This window comes from Halorubrum cibi (assembly GCF_900182635.1).
Lineage (GTDB): Archaea > Halobacteriota > Halobacteria > Halobacteriales > Haloferacaceae > Halorubrum > Halorubrum cibi.
Map to the genome: position 1 here is coordinate 185,347 of NZ_FXTD01000002.1, position 18,281 is coordinate 203,627.

Here is an 18,281-nt window from a genome sequence, read left to right on the forward strand (position 1 = left end):
CGAACCCGCCGGTTCTCCCCGGCTCGGCTCGTGGGCTTCGACGGAGTCGCGGCGGGCCGTCCCTCGCAAACGATCGTGAGCGTTCACTCGGATCCGAGGCAAACGTTCGGGGATACGGCAGTTTTAACCGGAACCGACCGAAGCGTGTGTGGTATGGAGTTGCACAATCGGAGCGTGCGAACGGACGTCCGCGAGCTCGGCGCGCTGCTCGGCGACGTCCTCGCGGCACAGACTTCGACGGCGGCCTACGAGACGGTCGAGGACCTCCGGACCGACGCGATAGCGTACCGCCGGGGCGACGCCTCGAGCCGCGACGCCCTCGAGGAGACGATCGACGGGCTCTCTGGACCTCGCGAGGACGTCGTCGCGCGCGCGTTCACGACGTACTTCGAGCTGATCAACCTCGCCGAGGAGCGCGAGCGCGTCCGCGCGGTCAGGAACGCGGACGCCGACGGCTCGTTACACGACTCCCTCGAGGCGACCGTCTCGGGACTCGCCGAGGCCGGCGTCGACGCCGAGGAGTTCGAGGACCTGCTCGCGGACGTGCTCATCGAGCCGACGTTCACCGCCCATCCGACCGAGGCGCGGCGGGCGACGGTCAAGGCGAAGCTCCGATCGATCGCGACCCACCTCGAGGAGCTGGACGAACGCGACATGACCGACCGGGAGCGGAACGCCGTCTGGCGCGACGTCACCGCCGAGGTGACGAGCCTCTGGGGGACCAGACAGGTGCGCCAGCGTCGTCCGGAGCCCGAAGACGAGGCCCGAAACGTCCAGTGGTACCTCGAGAACACGCTGTTCGACGTGGTCGGCGACGCCTACGAGGAGTTCGAGGAGACCATCTCGAGCGAGTACGAGGCCGTAGACTGTCCCAAGCTCTTCGAGTTCCGGTCGTGGGCGGGATCCGACCGCGACGGCAACCCGTTCGTCACGCCCGAGGTGACGGCGGAGACGCTCGAACGGCAACGCGAGATAGCCGTCGAGAAGTATCGGGACCGGTGTAAACGGCTCTCGGCGGTGTTGAGTCAAGACGGGGACCGGTACGCGATAGACGGTCCCCTTCGGGAGTCGCTCGCGGCGGACGCCGAGCGCTTCCCGACCGTGGTGAAGGAGGCCCGCGAGCGGTACCCCGACGAGCCGTACCGTCAGAAGCTGAAGCTGATGCGCGAGCGGCTCGACCGCGTCGACGACGTGCGGCCGGGCGGGTATCCCGACGGCGACGCGTTCCTCGCGGACCTCGAGGTCGTCGCGGAGTCGCTCTCGGTCGACCGCAACGACGCGGTCCGCACCTCGTTCATCGAGCCGCTCCGCCGCCAGGTCGACACGTTCGGGTTCGTCCTCGCGTCGCTCGATCTCAGGGACCACCGCGAGAACCACACCGAGGCGGTCGCCGAGGCGGTCGCGGCCGAGGGCGTCGACTACCGCGAGATGGACGAGGAGGCGCGCACCGACTTCCTCACCGGGGCGATCCTCCAATCCGAGCCCGTCGTCGACGCGGAGGACCCCGGCGACGTCTCGGAGACGACGGAGCGCGTGTTCCGCCGCTTCCGCGAACTCGCCGACTGGCAGGCGGAGTACGGCACGCAGGCGATAGACACCTACTGTATCTCGATGACGGAGGAGCCGAGCCACGTCCTCGAGGTGCTCTTCTTGGCCGACCAGGTCGGCGTCGTCTCCCTGCCGGACCACTGCGGACTCGACGTCGTCCCCCTCCTGGAGACGGAGTCCGCGCTCAACGGTGCGGAGCGGATCCTCGGCACGCTCTTCGAGAACGAGGCGTACGGCACCGCCCTCGAGACCAGAGGGGAGATCCAGGAGGTCATGCTCGGCTACTCCGACTCGAACAAGGAGAACGGCTTTCTCGCGGCCAACTGGGACCTCTACAGGAACCAGCGCCGGCTCGCGAGCTTCTGCCGCGAGGAGGAGGTCACCCTCCGGCTGTTCCACGGTCGCGGCGGGTCCATCTCGCGGGGCGGCGGTCCGATGAACGAGGCGCTGCTCGCGCTCCCGAACGAGACGGTCACGGGTCAGGTGAAGTTCACGGAGCAGGGCGAGGCGATAGCCGAGAAGTACGCCAACCACCGGATCGCCGAGAGGGAACTCGAGCAGATGCTCGACGCGCAGATCCGCGCCCGCCACGAGGCCGACGAGGAGCCGACGGAGGACGTTCCAGACGAGTGGGTGGACGCGATGGAGACGATGGTGCCGGCCGCTCGAAGCGCCTACCGCGATCTGCTAAACGCCGACGGATTCGTCTCCTACTTCGGACAGGCGACGCCGATCTCCGTCGTCGAAGACCTCAATCTCGGTTCCCGGCCCGCCTCCCGAAGTGGGGAGCGAACCGTCGAGGACCTCCGGGCGATCCCGTGGGTGTTCTCGTGGACGCAGACCCGGCTCATCCTCCCCGGCTGGTACGCGCTGGGGACCGGGCTCGACGCCTATCTCGAGGACGCGGGAGAGGAGGCCGGCTTAGAGACGCTCCGGGAGATGTACGAGGAGTGGCCGTTCTTCCGGACGACCCTCGACAACGCCGCGCTCGCGCTCGCGCGAACGGAGCCGGAGATCGCCGCGGAGTACGCCGACCTGGCCGATGACGACCTCCGCGAGAGGTTCTTCCCGAAGCTCGTCGAGGAGTACGAACGCGGGCGTGAACTCGTGCTCGCGATCAGCGATCGCGACGAACTCGTCCGGCGCGAGTGGCTCGCGGAAAGCCTCGATCGGCGGAACCCCTACGTCGACCCGCTCAACCTGCTCCAGGTCGACCTGCTCGGCCGGACTCATCGGACCGAAGCGGAGGAACGGACCCTCAGACTCACCGTCAACGGGATCGCGGCCGGAATGAAGAACACCGGTTGACGTCTCCTCTCACGGTAGTCGCCGGATCTCCGGCCAGTAGTATATTCGATATAGCAGTATGAAGTATACACACCGATCAAGTTCCGAGCGACGGTTCCACGCCGCGGGACGAAGGAGGCCGACGAGCCGGAGGCTCACGGCGAGACGAACGGACGAAAACGGAGAGAAGAAAGCGAACTCAGGCGTAGCGTTCGAGTTCCGGCCGGTCGAGGTTCTCGAAGACCTCGCTCGCGACTTCCGAGAGGAACGCCTCGCCCTCGTCGGACACTCGGCGACCCTCGCCGGCGGCGGTGGTGACGAGTCCCTCCTCCTCGAGCGCCTGAAGCGACGCGCGGATGAGCTTGCGGGAGCCGCTCTCGTGCTCGCCGGGACGAACGATGTATCGGTTGGAGCCGCGCTTCTTCGAGCCGTACTCGGTGGCGAGCCGTTCGATGCCGATCGGCTCGTTCTGGGCGACCTTGCGGAGGAGGCTCGCCGAGCGGACGTACCAGAAGTCGTCCTGCTCGGGCGGGAGCTCCTTGCCCGCGCCGGTCTTGGTGAACTCCACCCAATCGGGCTCGTCGATCCGGTCCTCGAGTCGCGCCGCGACGGCCTCGATGAGGGCGTCCGCCGGCACGTCGTAGATGGTTACCATTAGGGGAGAATTCAGCCCAAGGTCGTTTAAACCCATCGTATTCGAGAGCCGTCGTGTGAGCCGTTTTCACGGAGAACGGGGAAGACGATGGCTCGCCGGGACGTTACTCGACGTACTCGTATTTCCGCTCGTTCATCCGGCCCCAGCCGGTAAAGACGAACTCGGCTTCGGGAGCGGTGAACTCCTCGATCTCGCGGTCGAGGTCCTTGTCGTACTCGTGGATGTCGTGGACGTCCTCGTACTCCTCCCACGAGAGGTCGTATCGGTCCTCGAGTTGGTCGTCGATGTCGAGCGCGTCGACTTCCGAACGCCACCCCTCACGGACCGTCTCGGCGTGGATCTCGGCCTGCGCGCCGGAGCCGTAGGAGGCGACGAGCAGCGTCTCCCCGACGAAGTCGCGGTCGCGCTCGAGCGCGTCGCGCAGGGCGCTCACGCGGGCGACGTGAACGGAGGACGTGTACCAGTTGCCGACCTCTCGGGAGAGCCCCAGCGTCGGCTCGACGGCGTCGTCGTACCACGTCCGGTACTGCTCCGTCGTCTTCAGCTCGTCCATGTACTCGCGGATCGCCTCCTCGTAGGCCTCGCGGTCGTCGTACTCGTCCTCGCGCGGCTGGCGGCCGATCTCGCCGGCGAGGTCGTCCTCGTACTCGGTGTCGCGGATCACGTGGCGGTACGCGAGCAGGGCGGCCTTCCGGACCATCCCCGGGAACGGGGTGTGGAACGGGGCGTACGCGAAGTCGTCGAGCTCGATCTTCCCCGCGACCGACTCGTAGTCCTCGAGCGCCTCGCGCATTCGCGAGAGGTACACCTTCATCGAGCGCTTGCCGTCGACGCTGGGGAACTGCTGGTTCGGCTTCAGGAAGTCCGTCTCGTCCTTCGAGCCGTACCCCTGGTCGTTCGAGAGCTCAACGAGGTTCGGGTCCTCGGCGATGAGCATCGCGACCGCGCCAGCGCCCTGGGTCGCCTCGCCGGGGTCGCCGCGGGCGTACAGCGCGGTGTCGGTCGCGATCACGAGCGCCGCCCGGCCGCGGTTCCGCCCCGCTCGGATCCAGTTGTACGCGTCGTCGACGGCCTGCGTGCCGGCGACGCAGGCGAACTTGCGCTCGCCCTTGTTGGCGTGGACGAAGTCGCCGTCGTACACCTTCTCCAGACAGCCCGCGATGTACGTCGAGACGGGCTTCGAGTGGTCGAACGCGGACTCCGTGGCGACGTCGATCCGCCCGATGTCGTCGGGCTCAAGCCCCTTGCGGTCCATTAGGCGCTTGGCCGCATTCGCGCCCATGGTGACGATGTCCTCGTAGACGTCCGGGAACGAGGAGTTCGTGAGCCCCAGCCCCTTCGTGTACTTCTCCGGGTCGTCGCCCTTCTGCGGGGCGAACGTGCCCGGCAAGTCGAGTTTGAGCTTTCCGGATCGGATCTCGATGGCGTCGATCCCCACTGCGGTCATGGACGGTCGTTCACGAGGTGGGCTTATGGGTGTGTCGATAGGGTGTTACGTCGGTTGTCGAATATTGGCGATGCTAATAATTCTCGTTCACGTACGTGGAACAGGCCTGCCCGTTGATCGTAGAACTCTGACCACAACTGATGTCGCCGGCAGTGTCAACGAATACATCGCCTCCGATGGTGCTCGACTGGCCGAGAGAGACTTGGCCATCAGTGGTCACGCTTCCCTGAACGGTAGCCTGCTGTCCGACGGTCACGTCGCTGCCGGCGACAACATCGCCTCTGACATCCGAGTTCTGTCCGAGCGTCACCGCTCCGTTGCTCGTGAGGGTTCCACCCACTTCCGAACGGAGATTCATCGTCACGTCACCTCGTACATCGATTCCGCCTCCGACGACCGCATCTTGGCCGACGGTCATCGATCCGCCGCTCGTGACGGTTCCGTCCACCTCCGAACGAAGATTCAGTGTGACATCTCCGTTCGCATCGATCCCCCCTCCGACGACCGCATCTTGGCCGACGGTCATCGATCCGCCGCTCGTGACGGTTCCGTCCACCTCCGAACGAAGATTCAGTGTGACATCTCCGTTCGCACCCGCATTCCCCTCAATGACACCGTCCTGTGCGACAGTTAGCGAACCCGTGGAAAAGAGGTTTCCATTAACGGTACCGCTCACGGATCGATCTCCGGCTGTGGACGCGATGCCGAACGTGGTTGATGTCGTCGTCCCAGTGGCTGGGTGTTCAAATATGACATCATACTGTTCACCCGCGATATCACCGGTATTCACGCTGTTAACGGTGATTTGTATTTGGGTTCCACCCGGATCACCGCCCGATCCCGCAGTATAGACTACCTCCGCATTGGGGCCACCAGCAGATATCTCGGCAGTTCCCGTCCCGGAGTCCACCGTCACGGTTGCGCTGTTGTATTGGATCTCACGACTGCCCGGAGGACCAGCACCGTCCTGCGGATCATCGAGGTTGATCACTACTTCCTCGCCCTCTGCTAGGTCACCGTTCAACGAGAAGGTGAACGTCTGGCTCTCAGTATTTGAATTTTCGACCATATTCGAGACAAAGACTGAGATGAACTCAGTGATCTGCTCTCCGTTGGTAGGTTCGGTAATCGTCAGACTGGCAGTTCCGACCTCCGATTCATCAGTCCAGCGACCGCTAGCATCCTGACCGCGAACGGTCAGATCGTACTCACCAACTTCCCAAGAGTCAGTGGAAACGGTTTCAAATAAAGTATATACACGCCCAGTAGTGTCAGGATCCTCAGTAATTGAGATAGGATATGATGTTCCGTTCTCGTGTTCGGCAATGATTTCTGCGGCTTGAATGGGAGTCCCACTTCGAATCAATGATCTCTGTCCAACACTACTTATCGTAGCGGTGAGATCAAACGGTTCTCCACGTGAGATGTTCACTGGAGAAATCATTGTATTGTTTACTTTTGGACCCGAAACGTTTCCTCCCATCTCAGATGTCTCTGGAGAGATAACGATTCTCTCGTAATCTTTTCCGCCCGCACCATCAGCGCCAACACCATTTATAGTGAATACTGTTCCACTCTCGGAACGAATCCGGCCGTTTGAATCTGTCTGAAGCGTCTGCTCGGGAGCTACAGAGTTCGTACTGTCATAAACATTCACTGTCGCATCCGTAACCGGATTATTATATCGATCACGAACTTCGATGATGGTGGTCCCACTTTCCGGAATTCGTACGATGTATCCGTTCGATTCGTCTTCAACGGAGATCTCGGAACCAACACCAACCTTCCCAATCCTGAGTTCGTACGATTCAGCGTTGATTGTCAGTCGAATGTTATCGTTCGAGGTTATGCTAGCAGTACCGTTGTCAATCCGATCATCCCATTCGTTTGTAAGTCGAGCGAGTTGCTGATCTTCGGAGATACTCGTTGGAAGAACGATCTCTAATGGTTCTGTAGGGTCTTCTCGCGTCAGTGTGACTGTTCGTTGACTCGCTGAGAGGGTCCTTGGATCGATAGTCTGCTGATCAATACCGTTCTCCGAGAGTTCTCCATCAAGCAGTGGGATCATCACGACACGCTGTTCATTACGAACTATCGACTGTCCGGAGCGTCCGAGTGCGGTTTCATCGAATTCCGCAACGACGAGAGAATGCTCATATAGCAGATTCGGACTTCCTTGGATCTCGTTATAGTTCGCCGAATATCGAATCAAGCTGGTGTTGAATGTGAGGTTTCCGGCGTCGTTGTTCGGCCCATTTGTCCAGAAACTCTCCGTATTCCCGTCTTCGGTTACGTCAGCGTTCTCGATCCGTAGCTCACGTGAGTCACTCGTTGATAACGATCCCGAGACAGGTGGTGGATTCAAAAAGAACGTCCGGGGTGGATATCGAGTCCCCAATTGAAGTGAGACGGGTCTCGAATCACCGATCGTGCTGGCAGACAACAAGGAATTTCGCAACTCTAAGAATTCACCTTCCACCTGCTGGCTGTGTTCGAATTCGATCTCCTCGTTCTCCATCGGCACGAATTGGACCTGATACGTCGCCATCGCGAGGATCAGGAAGCCGAAGAGGATCACCGTCCCCACCACGACCGACTGGCCCCGACGGTCGTGTCTGAAACTCATTGCCCACCCTGGGTCGCGAATACTTATAAAATCCCGCAGCCGCGCCTCACGCGTGATAACCACTCTCGGTACGACACCTCGACTCGATTCGGTCGGCACCGATCCGGCCGATCCGCCGATCATACATTCTATATCGGTATATCAAATCTCGATCCGATCGTGATCGCGGGCATGATCCCCGCCGAGTACCGGGTCGTTTTTGCGCGCGGCGAGTGTCTCCGGTCGTATGGCGAAACAGCCGCACCTGCTGGTGGAGGAGGGCGACGTCCACGAGATCGCGATCGTGCCGGGCGACCCCGGCCGCGTCGACCGGATCGCGGACCTGTGTGACGACAGCGAACTCGTCGCCGAAAACCGCGAGTACAAGGTCGTCAACGCGAGCTACGAGGGCGTCGACCTCACGATCTGCTCGACCGGGATCGGCTGTCCCTCCGCGGCCATCGCCGTCGAGGAACTCTCGCGCGTCGGCGTCGAGACGTTCCTCCGGTGTGGCACCTGCGGCGCGCTCCAAGCCGACATGGAGGTCGGCGACATGGTCGTCGCGACCGGCGCGGCCAAGGAGGAGGGGACGAGCAAGCGCTACGAGTCCGTCGAGTACCCGGCGGTCCCGGACTACGACGTGCTCTCCGCGCTCGTCGACGGCGCGGAGGCGAACGGCGAGGAGGTCCACGTCGGCCCCATCGTCTCCGACGACGCCTTCTACAACGAGAGCGACGAGTACGTCGTCGACTGGGAGGACGCGAACCTGCTGGCGATCGAGATGGAGGCCGCGACGGTCTTCTCGCTCGCCCGCCGGAAGGGCCTCGCCGCCGGCGCGATCTGTACCGTCGACGGCAACCTCGTCGCGGGAACCCAGAAGGGCGCCGACTCCGATGACGAACTCCCCGAGAAGGCGAGAGACAACGTCGAGCGCGCGATCCGAATCACGCTCGAGGCGGTCACCGCGCTGTAGCGGGGATCACTCCTCCTCGGCTTTGAACTCCACGAGCGTCAGCTCCCGGTCGAGCGCGCAGGAGTCGTGCGGCGGGTCCCCGAGCACCCGCTCGATCCGGCGCTCCTCGTCGAAGTCCGCCCCGTCGGGGACGCAGTACTCGTGGCTCGGGCACTCGGTGTGCGGACACGGTCCCGCGAGCGACGCCCGGCTCCCGGCGTACGCGCCCTTCGAGGGGACGTTGGCGGGGACCGGCGCGGGCTCGACCTCGACCGCGCGGACGCCGGCGTCGTGGACGGCGCAGTCGAGCGTCTGCGCGTTCTCGCGCACGTCCGTGACCCGGTACCGGGTCCCGACCGAGAGGTTGAGACACTGGCTCCGGTAGGGACAGCCCGCGCAGTCGGGCGACTCCCCCTCGTAAACGAACTCGCGGCCGGCGTCCGCGAGCCGCGAGCCGATGAGCGTGACCGTGGGCATGGTCGGAGAGAAGGCCCCCGGCGTCGTAAGCGTCCCGCCTCAGCGGAAGCCTCCCCTCGGCGGAGACGACGACGGTCGTCTCCCACGCCGACCGCGATCCGGAAGGCAACACACATCCCCCGCGCCCGAGAAGGGCCGTCGAATGATCGGGGAGCTGGCGAGAGACCTGAAGCGCGAGGCCGAGCGGGCGAACCAGCGGCGGCTCCTCGTGCTCGCCGGCGATCGCGACCGCGGAATCGACGCCGCCTACGACGCGATCGAGGCGGTCGGTGTCGACGACGAACGCGTCTCGATCGTCTCGACCCGCGAGGGATTTCGGTTCGAGCGGGTCGCCCCGCGGGCCGCGGACGAACTCCTCGGCCGCACGCGTGAGGTCGTCGTCCTCGACTGTCACGGCCGGTTCGTCCCGAACGCGCTGGGGCGGGCCGCGGGCGCGGTGGACGGCGGCGGGCTGCTCGTCCTCTTGACCCCTCCGCTCGAGGACTGGCCGGAGCGTCGGGACGGCTTCGACGAGTCGCTCGCGGTCCCGCCGTTCGCGCTCGCGGACGTGACGGGGCGGTTCCGCGAACGGCTGGTCGGGACGATCCGGACGCACCCCGGCGTCGCGGTCGTCGATCTGGGCGAGGCGGAATCCGGAGCGACCGGACCGGGAGCGACCAGATCGGGAACGACCGGATCGGAGGCCACGATCCGTCGCGACGGCCTCACCGATCCGCCGGCGGCGCGCGCGCGGTCGCCGCCGGGACGCCCCGCGACCGCGACGTTTCCAGCGGCGGTGTACGAGGCGTGTCTCACCGCCGACCAGTCGCGCGGGGTCCGGGCACTGGAGTCGCTCGCGACGCCGGGGTCGGCGGTCGTGATCGAGTCCGATCGCGGCCGCGGGAAATCGAGCGCGGCCGGACTCGCCGCGGGCGCGCTCGCGCTCGCCGGCCACGACGTGCTCGTCACCGCCCCCGCCTTCCGCAACGCCGCGGAGGTGTTCGCTCGTGCGCGTGAGGTCGTCGGTGCGGGCGCGGACGACGTCGAGGACGACCGAACGATCCGCGTCGCCGACGGCGGTCGCGTCCGATTCCTCCCGCCGGCGGCCGCGGCCGAGCTCCCCGACGACCCGGACTGCGTCGTCGTCGACGAGGCGGCGGCGCTGCCGGTTCGACTGCTCGAGCGGTTCCTCTCCGCGCCCGCGGTCGCGTTCTGTACGACCGTCCACGGCTACGAAGGGGCCGGCCGCGGCTTCTCGGTGCGCTTTCGCGACCGGCTCGCGGAGAGCGAATTCGCGGTCCGTGACGTCCGCCTCGACGAGCCGATCCGGTACGCCCGCGACGACCCGGTGGAGTCGTGGATCGCGCGCGCGCTGTTGCTCGACGCCCGCCCGTCGGTCCCGGAGGCGGTTGCGGGGACGACCGTCGCGGACGTCGGTTACCGGACACTTCCGCCCGACGAGTTGCTCTCGGACGAGACCCTGCTGGGCGAGGCGTTCGGGCTGCTCGTGGCCGCCCACTACCGAACGGAGCCGAACGACCTCGCGCGGCTGCTCGACGCCCCGAACCTCGTCGCGCGCGCGCTCGTTTCGGGCGATCGAGTCGTCGCAGTCGCGTTGCTGGCGCGGGAGGGCGGGCTCGACCCGGAGACTCGGGCGGGGATGTACGAGGGCGAGCGCGTCCGCGGCAACATGGTGCCGGACGTGCTCACGAGCCAGCTCCGCGACGAGTCCGCCGCCGAGTCTCGAGGGCTCCGAACCGTTCGAATCGCGGTCCATCACGCGCTCCGCGGCCGCGGAATCGGCTCGCGCCTACTCGAGGAAGTCCACGACGAGTTCGACGAGGAAGTCGACCACTTCTCGGTCGGTTTCGGTGCCACCCCACGGCTCCTCCGGTTCTGGCGGCGGGCGGGCTACCGGAGCGTCCACCTCTCGACGACCCGCAACGACGCCTCCGGAGAGCACTCCGCGATCATGCTTCGGCCGGAGAGCGACGCCGGGAAAGCCCTGCTCGATCGGCACGCGATCGCCTTCCGAGACCGCGAGCGCGACGCCCTGTCTGACGCCCATCGCGACGTCGACGCCGACGCGGCTCGCGGCGTCCTCGCGGCGTGTTCCGCGCCGGTGTCGGTCGATCTCACCGACCACGAGTGGCGGGCCGTCGTCGCGGCGTCGTTCGGGCCGGGAATGTACGACGTCGCGCCCGGCGCGTTCCGCGACCTCGCGATCGCGACGCTGACCGGAGGCGGAGGTGCACCGACCGACACGGAAACCGGCTTCGACGTCGACCTCGACGACCGCGAGGAGCGGCTGCTCGTCCGGAAGGTGTTACAGGGCCGTCCGTGGGAGTCGGTCGCAGACGAGCTGGAGTACGTCTCGACGGCGGCGTGTATGCGCGCGCTCGGATCGGCGACCGAGCCTCTCGTCGAGCGCTACGGGACCGACTTCGCGCTGGCGGAACGTGATCGGTTCCTCGACGGCTGAGGTCAGGGTCCGAAGGTCGGCGCCTCGATCGGTCGTCGAGCAGTCGTCGATCAGTCGTCGGCGGACTCCGGGTCGTGGATCGGGAGGTCGGCGACGTGGTCCGCGGCCTCGGAGAAGTTCGGCCCGGGTTCGATCTCGCCGGTCTCCGGGTCCCATTCGATGTATCCCGCCTCCTCGAGCGCGGGGAGATGGGTCTCACGGAGCGCGGCTTCGATCTCCTCCGCGCGGCCGCGCGGTCGGAGGTCCGTCACCGATTCGACCGCGTCGTCGGCGATCGCCGCGACGACCCGGCGGCGAGGCACGAACGCGAGCGGCGACGTGTCGGCGGCGGTAGTGTCGTGGGACATGATCGGTTTCGTGTGTATTCGTATTCACACAGCGTGGAGAAATAAAACTACGGGCGCGAGCGCTCGCTCAGTCGGACCGGTACGCCCGTCGCAGGAAGACGAACACTCCGCCGAGCATCGCCAGGTTTCCGAAGAAGGCCAGCCGCTCGCCGCCGCGGTCGTCCTCGTCGGCGTTCCAGAAGTCGTGCATCGTCGCCGTGACGACCGCGAGGAAGGCGGCGGCCGCGCCGGTCGCGATCCGAGGGAGTCGCCAGAGCGCGATCCCGAGCCCGGCGATGACCATCGTGCCGGAGGCCATCGGGGCCGCAATCTCGGGGAGCGGAACGCCCGCGGAGTCGGCGTAGGCGACCGTGTCCTCCATGTCGCGGAAGTCCTCGGAGGCCTGAAGCGCGAGCCCGAGTCCGAGCGCGACCCGGCCGAGCCGCGAGAGCGAATCGTCGGCGTCTGATTCCGGTGGATCTCCGTTCATGTCACCCGCAACGCACGCGAGGTACAAAACTCTACAGTCGACGACGGGGCGTTTCCGAGACGACGTCGAACGCGCTCACGAGTGCGGTCGGAAGAACGCCGAAACCGCCTCGCCGACGTCGGCGGACCGCCCGACGAAGAAGTGGTCGGATTCGAAGGAGACGGTCTCGATCCCCAGCGCTCTCGCCCGTTCGACCACCGGTTTCCAGTCGGCCGTCGAGTCGCGGGTCGCGTACCCGATCCGAACGGGAACGTCCCCGGCCCGGAGAGCGTCGAGTGCGGCGACCGCGTCGACGTCGGTCGCGAGCCGATCGGTCGGTGCGAGCGCGAAGACGCCGGAGAGTTCCGGTCGGCTCGCGGCCGTGACGAGCGCGACGGTGCCGCCGAACGAGTAGCCGAACAGCCCGACCCGGTCGTATCGATCGAGCGCCCAGCCGACGGCGCCGTCGGCGTCGGTACACTCGCCGTACCCCCCGTCGTACTCGCCGTAATCGAACCGGAGACAGTCGACGTCGGAGTCGGTGAGCGCGCCGCTGACGGCGACGAGGCGCTCGTCCCCGCGGTGGCCCCCGTGACGCGGGTGAGGGGGACAGGCGACGACGACCGCGTCCGACCGGGTTCCGTCGATCGCGGCGCGGTCGAGGCTGGCACGCACGTCGCGGCCGCCCGGTATCAGGACGGTGTCGCTCACGGGAGGAAGAGGAGTCAGGGCACCTGCGTCACGCGGTCGACGCCGTCGAGATCGGTCAGGTCGGCGGCGAGTGCCTCCTGATCGACGCCGACCTCGTAGTAGAACACCACGTCGAAGGTGCCCTCACGCAGGAGCTGTTGACACTCCCAGACGAACGCCTCCTCGTCGAGGGTGCGCCCCTGGAACTGGTTCGAGGAGAAGTCGGTGTCGTCGTTGCCCGCCTCGATGTACGTCTCGCCCTTCCCGGCGTGGTCGGCGATGACCTCGTTGGCGTCGACGGTGAGTTCGTGCATCTCGAGGTCCTCCTGACTCGACAATTCCGTGTGGACGATACAGCCGACGAGTTCGACGTCGCCGGGCTCCAAGAGCGCCTTCGTCCGTTGATAGAGGTCCGACTCCAAGGTCTCGCTCATACTGGACCGTTCGGTTCCGACGCTAAACGAGTGACGGTTCCGTCGCGACTCAGAGCCGATCGCGCCGGTTCACTGGACCCAGACCGTCTTCCGGTTCACGAACTCCTTGATTCCCGCCTCCGAGAGCTCCCGGCCGAATCCCGAGATCCCGACGCCCCCGAACGGAACCCGCGGGTCGGAGGCGACGACGCGGTTGACGTAGACGCAGCCGGCGTCGATCTCGTGGGCGAGCCGCTCGCCGCGCTCCCGGTCGGTCGTCCAGACGCTCCCGCCGAGCCCGAAGCGCGTGTCGTTGGCCCGCTCGATGGCTTCTTCCTCGTCGTCGACGCGGAAGACGGCCGCCACGGGACCGAACAGTTCGTCCCTGGCGGCGGGGGCGTCGTCCGGGACGTCCGTCAGCACCGTCGGCGGGTAGAAGGCCCCGTCGCGGTCGAGCGGCTCCCCGCCCGTCTCGAGGGTCGCGCCGGCCTCGACGCTCCGTTCGACCTGGTCGTGAAGCTCCGCCATCAGGTCGGCGCTGGCCTGTGGCCCCACCTCGGTGTCGCGGTCGGTCGGGTCGCCCACGGTCAGCGCTTCGGCCCCCTCGACGAGCCCCGAGACGAACTCGTCGTAGACGTCGTCGTGGACGACGAAGCGTTTCGCGGCGATACACGACTGCCCGGAGTTCTGGTTGCGCGCCCACACGCCCTCCTCGATCGTCGTCTCGAGGTCGGCGTCGTCGAGGACCACGAACGGGTCGCTACCGCCGAGCTCGAGGACGGACTTCTTGATCCGCTTCCCGGACGCCGAGGCGACCGCGCTCCCTGCGGGACCGCTGCCCGTGAGCGTCGTCGCCTTCACCCGGTCGTCGTCGATGGCGTCCTCGACGAGGTCCGACGGGATGAGAAGCGTCTGGAAGGCGTCTTCCGGGAAGCCGGCGTCGCGGAGCACCTCCTCGATGGCGAGCGCACAGCCGGGGACGTTCGAGGCGTGTTTCAGCAGGCCGACGTTGCCGGCGACGAGGTTCGGCGCGGCGAAGCGGAACACCTGCCAGAACGGGAAATTCCACGGCATCACGGCGAGGACGGGCCCGAGCGGCTCGTAGGAGGTCTTCACCTCCGAGCCGGGCGGGCTCGGGTGGTACTCGTCCTCGAGGTAGGCGCTCGCGAACTCGGCGTAGTGTTCACACACCCATGCGCACTTCTCGATCTCGCCTTCCGCCTGCTCGATCGGCTTGCCCATCTCCCGAGTCATGAGCTCGGCGTACTCGGACTTCCGGTCACGGAGGATCTCGGCGGCGGAGACGAGCAGCTCCTCGCGTTCACGTCGCGGTCGCTCGCGCCAGGAGTCGAAGGCCGCCTCCGCGCGGTCAAGCGCGTCTTCGACGTCCGCCGCGTCGTCCTCCTCGTACGTCTCGACCGTCTCGCCGGTCGCGGGATCGACCACGTCCATGGACGGAGGTCCCGCTCTCCGCATCTATGTCTTTCCATGGGAATCGAGAATGAATAATTAAATACGGTTCCTATAACCGGATCCAACGAAGGTTATGAAACGACGATCGGTTACTCCCATCGTTGCTCGCCCGCGACGTCTCAGAATCCGTTCGACGCGTCCGGATCGCACTACCGGAGGCGAGCCGTTATCTGATCGTCCCGTTCCTCGATCCTGACGAGACCGTCGTCGGCGAGGTCCGAAAGCAGCCCGCGGAGCCACTCCCGTCCGTGCTCGCCGTCGGGCGTGTAGTCCACGCGGATCCGGTGGCCGAGCGCGTCCAGGTCCATCTCGTCGTGTTCGCCGAGGAGTCGAACGATCCGACCGCGGAACTGTCGACGGCTTCCCTCGAAGCTCGGCTGAGTGGGAACGTCGGGCGCGGTGAAGTCGCCGGTCTGGTACGCGTGACACCACTCGCGCCACGGGCAGCCGGCCTCGTCACACCGGGGTTTCTTCCCGCACGCGACGCCGCCGAGTTCCATGATCGCGTTGTTCCAGATTCGGGACTCGCCGGCGGGCATGACGTGGGAGGCGACCCGTTCGAAGGCGTCGTCGTCGTCCGGAACGTCGAAGGCGCGGTGGAGGACGCGTTTCACGTTGGTGTCGACGACCGCGTCGCCGTTGTTGAACGCGAACGACGCCACCGCGTTGGCGGTGTAGGGGCCGACGCCCATCAGCTCCCGTAGCTCGTCGGGAGAGTCGGGGAACGCCCCGCCGTACTCGGTTTCGACCTGCGTCGCCGCCTCGTGGAGGTACGTCGCGCGGTTGTTGTACCCGAGCGAGTGGTCCGACCAGAAGGCGACCACGTCGCTCTGGTCGGCCGCGGCGAGGTCGGCCGCGGTCGGCCAGCGCTCGAGGAAGTCCTCCCACGCGGGGACGACCCGGTCGAGCTGGGTCTGCTGGCTCATCACCTCGCTGACGAGGATCTCGTAGGGGTCCGTCGTCCGCCGCCAGGGGAACTCCCGGTGGTCCGTCTCGTACCACTCGCGGAGCGCGTCGCGGACCGCCTCGGGATCCGCCGGGAGGGAGGGATCGTCGCCGTCGGCGAGCCCGGAGACCACGGTCTCGTCGGGATCGGTCATACGCTCCGTCGGGCGGCGGGCGGTTTATCCGTGATGGTCCGTCTCGCCGAGGTAAATCGGGTACCTCAGGCGACGTCGGCGATCGCGGCCGTCAACAGCTCGCAGCCGAGCTCGATCTCGCGCTCGGTGACGTCGAGCGGCGGGAGGATCCGGATCACCTTCTGGCCGCACGCGAGGGTGAGAAGGCCGTGTTGGACCGCCCGGTCGACGACCTCGTCGCGGCGGTCCGTAGTGTCGAACTCGACGGCGAGCATCAGGCCCTTGCCGCGCACGTCGACGACGCCCTCGGGGTCGGCGTCGCGCATGACCTCGAGGAACTGCCGGCCGCGCTCGCTCGCGTTCTCCATGAGCCCCTCCTCGCGGATGGCGTCGATCGTGAGCGACCCCTGGAGCGCGCCGACGACGTCGCCGGCCCCCCACGTCGAGGAGATCCGGCCGGTCTCCTCGGGGAAGACGTCCGAGCGGGAGACGGTCGCGCCGACGCGGAGCCCCTTCGCGCTCGTGATCACGTCGGGCTCGATCGCGTAGTTGTCCGCACCCCACATCTCGCCGGTGCGGCCGAGCCCGGACTGGATCTCATCGGCGATGAGCGTGATGTCGTGTTCCTCGACGAGGTCGGCGATCTCGTCCGTGAACGCCTCCGATGGGAACCGGTAGCCGCCCTCGCCCTGGATCGGCTCCATGATGAGGTACGCGACCTCGTCGGGGTCGATGTGGCCGGTCTTCGGGTCGAGCTTCTGGCGCAGTCGCGATTCGCCGTCGGCGAAGAAGCCGCACGAACAGGTGTCGGCCGAGCACGTCCGGTCGTCACAGAACGGCGCGTCGTGGACGCCGCTCATCTCGGGGAAGTCCCGCCGGTAGACGGACTTCGAGCGATTGAGCGAGAGCGCCCCGAGCGTCCGGCCGTGGAAGGCGCCCTCGAAGGTGATCGCGTACTTCGCGCCGTCCGCGTCGTCGTAGGAGATCTTGATCGCGTTCTCGACCGCCTCCGCCCCCGAGTTCGAGAGGAAGACGGTGTCCATGTCGTAGTGGGAAGTGATGTCGGTGAGTCGGTCCATGAGGTCGGCGGGGCCGGGAGTCGCCTCACCCGGCGGCTTGCCGTCGGAGACGTAGAAGTCTTGACCCGCGATCTTCGTCGGATCGACGATCCCGAACTCCTCCATCGGCTCGGTGATGAGCGGGTTGTTGTACCCGAGCGGCGCGGCGGCGACGTGGCTCGTGAAGTCCATGAGGACGTTTCCGTCGACGTCGGTACAGAAGGGACCCGTCGCGGGCGCGGTGCGGTCCCAGACGAACTCGTAGACGTACGTGCTCGGTGCCGCCGATCGGTGGTGGTAATCGACCCACTCCTGGGCTCGCTCTCCCGGGAATTCGGTCACTTCGGGTGTTACCGTGTCACGGTCCATACACTAGGGTGTCACCCGACCGCGAAAAAAGAGGGGGCTACCATGGGAGGAGGGTCGAGATCGAAAACGTCGAGAGTTCGGATCGGGAGAAAGGGTCCGTCAGTGCTCGATGTACGTCGTTTCCCACTCCGTGCGGGCGTCGATCTCGCGACGTCCGCGGCGGGTGAGCGTGTAGTAGTTCGTTCGGCGGTCGCGTTGTCCCTTCTCGACGAGACCCTTCTCGACGAGCGTATCGAGGTTCGGATAGAGCCGGCCGTGATGGATCTCCTTTTCGTAGTAGTCCTCCAGCTCGTCCTTTATCGCCAGTCCGTGCGGCTCCTCGAGGCCGGCGATCACGTAGAGCAAGTCGCGCTGGAAACCTGTGAGGTCGTACATGCGGCTGGACGGATATATACGTGGAAAATAAATAAATATACCGTTACATCCGATCCCGAATACGGAAGCATCCGACACGTATCGCACCGATGTGAGCCGTTCAGTACTGTCAAATGATATACTATCAGTTCGGTATAGACGGCGTTTTTCGGCGCTCGAAGTGTGTTCGAGAATCGATACGAATTCGACGAAGTCGAGAAGATCACCGCGAACCGAACGGAGCGCGTCGGCGAGCCGATGGCTCGAAGTTCGATCGTCGAGAACGAACGCAGGCCCCACGCGGAAAAAAGCCGCGTGAGGCGCGCGTTCGAAATTGGTCCCCGCTGACGCTTCGGCCCTCCAGACGAAGCGTCACCTGACAGTATTGGGTTGATAGTAATAAACCTATCGAGCGCGACTCACATGTGTTCCTCTTCCAACACCCATCCGAGCGCGCGCTTGTAGTGGGTGAAAAGCTCCTCGACCCCGCGGTGGGACATGTCCTCGTCGGCCAACTCCTCGCGCAGGAACTCGTACTGCTCGCGGACCTCCTCTTCGGAGCGCATACCGAGCGGTAGGAGAGCCCGACTCAAAGGGTTGTGGTCGCTCCGGGTTCGG

The 18,281-nt window shown here is 65.9% G+C and carries 16 protein-coding genes; 3 read left to right on the top strand and 13 right to left on the bottom strand.

Features of this window, described 5'->3' with window-relative positions; all coding sequences use genetic code 11:
• Positions 1 to 153: 153 nt before the first annotated feature.
• On the top strand, positions 154 to 2,856 hold the full coding sequence (gene ppc / locus FN829_RS03515; RefSeq protein WP_142985620.1) for a phosphoenolpyruvate carboxylase: 2,703 nt from the start codon (positions 154 to 156) through the stop codon (positions 2,854 to 2,856).
• A 178-nt stretch (positions 2,857 to 3,034) separates the two neighbouring features.
• Here ppc and FN829_RS03520 read toward each other — a convergent pair whose 3' ends face one another.
• The 3 genes from FN829_RS03520 to FN829_RS03530 form a co-directional block, all read right to left on the bottom strand.
• On the bottom strand, positions 3,035 to 3,490 hold the full coding sequence (locus FN829_RS03520; protein ID WP_142985621.1) for a 30S ribosomal protein S19e: 456 nt from the start codon (positions 3,488 to 3,490) through the stop codon (positions 3,035 to 3,037).
• A gap of 103 nt (positions 3,491 to 3,593) precedes the next feature.
• Entirely contained in the window at positions 3,594 to 4,937 is a 1,344-nt protein-coding gene (hmgB, locus tag FN829_RS03525; RefSeq protein ID WP_142985622.1) for a hydroxymethylglutaryl-CoA synthase, read from the bottom strand.
• A gap of 73 nt (positions 4,938 to 5,010) precedes the next feature.
• Entirely contained in the window at positions 5,011 to 7,563 is a 2,553-nt protein-coding gene (locus tag FN829_RS03530) for a polymer-forming cytoskeletal protein (RefSeq protein ID WP_142985623.1), read from the bottom strand.
• A gap of 226 nt (positions 7,564 to 7,789) precedes the next feature.
• Here FN829_RS03530 and FN829_RS03535 point away from each other — a divergent pair, with 226 nt between their 5' ends.
• On the top strand, positions 7,790 to 8,515 hold the full coding sequence (locus tag FN829_RS03535; protein WP_142985624.1) for a nucleoside phosphorylase: 726 nt from the start codon (positions 7,790 to 7,792) through the stop codon (positions 8,513 to 8,515).
• Positions 8,516 to 8,521: 6 nt separating this feature from the next.
• On the opposite strand, the gene FN829_RS03540 is transcribed toward FN829_RS03535, so the two are convergent.
• Positions 8,522 to 8,971 (bottom strand): UPF0179 family protein, encoded by a 450-nt coding sequence (locus tag FN829_RS03540; protein ID WP_142985625.1) that lies wholly within the window; start codon positions 8,969 to 8,971, stop codon positions 8,522 to 8,524.
• 142 nt (positions 8,972 to 9,113) lie between these two features.
• Here FN829_RS03540 and tmcA point away from each other — a divergent pair, with 142 nt between their 5' ends.
• Positions 9,114 to 11,432: a tRNA(Met) cytidine acetyltransferase TmcA gene (gene tmcA / locus FN829_RS03545; RefSeq protein ID WP_142985626.1), complete on the top strand. Its 2,319-nt coding sequence runs from the start codon at positions 9,114 to 9,116 to the stop codon at positions 11,430 to 11,432.
• A 50-nt stretch (positions 11,433 to 11,482) separates the two neighbouring features.
• Here the strand turns inward: tmcA and FN829_RS03550 are convergent, their stop codons facing one another.
• The 9 genes from FN829_RS03550 to FN829_RS15795 all read right to left on the bottom strand — a co-directional run bounded on the left by FN829_RS03550 (position 11,483) and on the right by FN829_RS15795 (position 18,229).
• Positions 11,483 to 11,779, bottom strand: a complete 297-nt coding sequence (locus tag FN829_RS03550; protein WP_142985627.1) for a DUF7344 domain-containing protein — start codon at positions 11,777 to 11,779, stop codon at positions 11,483 to 11,485.
• Positions 11,780 to 11,846: 67 nt separating this feature from the next.
• Positions 11,847 to 12,248 (bottom strand): DoxX family protein, encoded by a 402-nt coding sequence (locus FN829_RS03555; RefSeq protein WP_142985628.1) that lies wholly within the window; start codon positions 12,246 to 12,248, stop codon positions 11,847 to 11,849.
• 75 nt (positions 12,249 to 12,323) lie between these two features.
• On the bottom strand, positions 12,324 to 12,938 hold the full coding sequence (locus FN829_RS03560; RefSeq protein WP_142985629.1) for an alpha/beta hydrolase: 615 nt from the start codon (positions 12,936 to 12,938) through the stop codon (positions 12,324 to 12,326).
• Between the two features lie 14 nt (positions 12,939 to 12,952).
• Positions 12,953 to 13,351: a DUF5778 family protein gene (locus FN829_RS03565; RefSeq protein WP_142985630.1), complete on the bottom strand. Its 399-nt coding sequence runs from the start codon at positions 13,349 to 13,351 to the stop codon at positions 12,953 to 12,955.
• A gap of 69 nt (positions 13,352 to 13,420) precedes the next feature.
• Entirely contained in the window at positions 13,421 to 14,782 is a 1,362-nt protein-coding gene (locus FN829_RS03570; protein ID WP_142985631.1) for an NAD-dependent succinate-semialdehyde dehydrogenase, read from the bottom strand.
• Positions 14,783 to 14,952: 170 nt separating this feature from the next.
• Positions 14,953 to 15,903 carry an A/G-specific adenine glycosylase gene (locus FN829_RS03575; RefSeq protein WP_142985632.1) on the bottom strand — a complete coding sequence of 317 codons (951 nt, stop codon included), beginning with the start codon at positions 15,901 to 15,903 and terminating at the stop codon, positions 14,953 to 14,955.
• Between the two features lie 65 nt (positions 15,904 to 15,968).
• On the bottom strand, positions 15,969 to 17,309 hold the full coding sequence (locus FN829_RS03580; protein ID WP_142985633.1) for an aminotransferase class III-fold pyridoxal phosphate-dependent enzyme: 1,341 nt from the start codon (positions 17,307 to 17,309) through the stop codon (positions 15,969 to 15,971).
• A 99-nt stretch (positions 17,310 to 17,408) separates the two neighbouring features.
• Positions 17,409 to 17,684: a PadR family transcriptional regulator gene (locus FN829_RS03585; protein WP_066411259.1), complete on the bottom strand. Its 276-nt coding sequence runs from the start codon at positions 17,682 to 17,684 to the stop codon at positions 17,409 to 17,411.
• A 398-nt stretch (positions 17,685 to 18,082) separates the two neighbouring features.
• Positions 18,083 to 18,229 (bottom strand): hypothetical protein, encoded by a 147-nt coding sequence (locus FN829_RS15795; RefSeq protein ID WP_185955668.1) that lies wholly within the window; start codon positions 18,227 to 18,229, stop codon positions 18,083 to 18,085.
• Positions 18,230 to 18,281 lie beyond the last annotated feature (52 nt).